This window comes from Vicinamibacteria bacterium (genome assembly GCA_035620555.1).
In the GTDB taxonomy this organism is placed as follows: Bacteria; Acidobacteriota; Vicinamibacteria; order Marinacidobacterales; family SMYC01; genus DASPGQ01.
The window spans coordinates 1-2327 of record DASPGQ010000651.1 but is presented as its reverse complement, the minus strand read 5'-3'; the positions used below and the strand labels follow the sequence as shown (position 1 = coordinate 2327).

The following is a 2327-nucleotide window of genomic DNA, read 5'->3' as shown; positions in this document are numbered from 1 at the left end:
CCCGAAAACGGCCGGTGTCGTCGGTCACCACGGTCCGCGTGAGCCCCGTCTCGACATGCGTCAACGTCACGGTCACACCCGGTAGCACGGCGCCCGTGGCATCCACGACGCGTCCGTCGAAACCGCCCGTGCCGATGGTCTGAGAAAGCGCCGGGGAAACTGTGAGCAGGCCGACACAGACCGCCCAGAGCCACACGCTGTTCTTGAACATATAACCCCCTGAAATTTTCACGATGAACAAAAAACTACGGGGAGACATTATCCATAGCTGAGAGATGGTGTCAAGAAACACCCGCTACAGACGGACAAGATTTAACCGCAGTGTAACGAATGGTAGGATTCCCTCCTACGTGAGTCCGACGAAAGCCTGGGTACTTTCGGTCGCAGTTTTTCTCGGTGCGGAGCATTGGGGACGGCTCGTGGACATCCGCACCGAATCGGGAGTCGATTTCATCACCGAAAGCGGCGACCGCGAAAAGCGCACCATCCTGAGCTCCCTCGGAGGGGGTGTGGGGCTCCTGGACTACGACGCCGACGGCGACCTCGACCTCTACTTCGTACGCAAAGGGCGCAACGGCCTCTATCGCAACGACGGACAGTGGCGATTCCGCGACGTCACCGAGGAGGCCGCCGTGGGGGATCCGGGTTGGAGCGTCGGATGCGCCGCCGGTGATATCGACAACGATGGGCTCGTGGACCTTTACGTTACGAATCTCGGAGCCAACACCTTGTATCGCAACCGAGGAGACGGCACGTTCGAAGACGTTTCTCGTCAGTGGGCGGTGGCCGACGAGGGCTTTGGCTCGAGCGCTGTTTTTTTCGACGCGGATGGAGACGGAGACCTCGATCTCTACGTCGCCAACTACGTGGATCCGAAGCAGACGTTCCCCGAGCCCGGTACCGAGCCCACCTGTCTCTGGCTCGGCATGCCGGTAATGTGCGGCCCGCGAGGCCTCGCCGGCCAGGAGGACGTCTTCTATCGCAACGACGGGGCCCGGTTCGTCGATGCGTCGAAAGAAGCCGGCCTCCTCGACTCGGGTCGAGCCTACGGGCTCGGCGTCGTGAGTGGGGACTACGACGACGATGGAGACGCCGACCTTTATGTTGCCAACGACACGAATCCGAATTTCCTCTATCGGAACGACGGGAGCGGGCACTTCGAAGACGCAGGCCTCCTCTCGGGCGTTGCTTACAACGACTCGGGGGCGACCGAAGCGGGGATGGGAGTCGATTTCGGCGACGTGAACGCTGACGGCCACCTCGACATCTTCGTCACGAACTTCTCTCACGAAACGAACACGCTCTACATCGGCTCCGAAGACGGATTGTTCACCGACGCGACCGAAGAGGCCGGCCTCTCGACACCGAGCCTCGGGAAGCTGGGCTGGGGTACGCGTTTCGTGGATCTGGATCTGGATGGCGACGAGGATCTCTTCATTGCCAATGGACACGTCTATCCGAACGTCTCCGCGGCGGACGTGACGACCAGCTACGAGCAGCGAGATCAGGTGTTCCTGAACGACGGCGGGGGAATTTTTTTGGAATCGGCGATTTCGGCCGACTCCGCCGAGGGACCGCGCTCGAGCCGCGGCGCCGCCCTCGGTGATCTGGACGACGACGGTGACACCGACGTCGTGACCGTGGCAATCGACGACCAACCGACGATTCTGAGAAACGAGCTCACTCGCGATGCCCGGTGGGTTGGAATCGTTCTCGTGGGGCGCCAGGCACCCCGTGATGGAACCGGAGCGCGCCTCCGTTTGCGCGCCCGCTCGAGGGTGCAAACGAAGATCGCCCACGCCTCGGGAAGCGTCTTCTCTTCCAGCGACAGCCGTGTCCTGTTCGGTCTCGGCAAAGAGGACGCCGAGGAGCTCGCGATCGACTGGCCGAGCGGAGTCGAGACACGGCTGCTTTCGCCCTCGGCGAACCGATACCTGGTGGTGATCGAGGGAGTCCGGGCGTCCGAGTGGCTCATCCCGAACTGATAGCTTTTGCGTGATCGATAAGCATGGCGCTAGGCTGGCCCCGATGTTTCCCGCGCTCGTGCTCTTGGTGGCCCTTGGCGGCGCCGCCCATCGACCGCAGACGACGTCGTCCCAGAAGCTTCCCGCGGAGATCGAGGGCAAGCCTCTAAAAGAGCTCCTCGAGGAGTGGCCCGACCAATACGTCAAGTGGATCCTGACCCAGTCGGAGCGTAGCGTCTATCGGGCGCTCGAGACCGACGAGGAGAAGCTTCGCTTCATCGAGTTCTTCTGGGCCCGTCGTGACCCGACCCCGGAAACGCCGGAGAACGAGTTCCGCGATCAGTACGCGGCGCGATTCGGCTA

Annotated in this window: 3 protein-coding genes; 2 read left to right on the top strand and 1 reads right to left on the bottom strand. The window is 62.3% G+C overall.

Annotated features, from left to right (window positions below):
- On the bottom strand, positions 1 to 211 hold a 211-nt coding region (locus VEK15_26530; protein ID HXV64284.1), incomplete at its 3' end, for a carboxypeptidase-like regulatory domain-containing protein.
- 139 nt (positions 212 to 350) lie between these two features.
- On the opposite strand from VEK15_26530, the gene VEK15_26525 reads away from it, so the two are divergent.
- Complete coding sequence (locus VEK15_26525) at positions 351 to 1985, top strand: CRTAC1 family protein (GenBank protein ID HXV64283.1); 1635 nt, start codon at positions 351 to 353, stop codon at positions 1983 to 1985.
- A 43-nt stretch (positions 1986 to 2028) separates the two neighbouring features.
- A partial coding sequence (locus VEK15_26520; GenBank protein HXV64282.1) for a GWxTD domain-containing protein occupies positions 2029 to 2327 on the top strand: 299 nt, incomplete at its 3' end.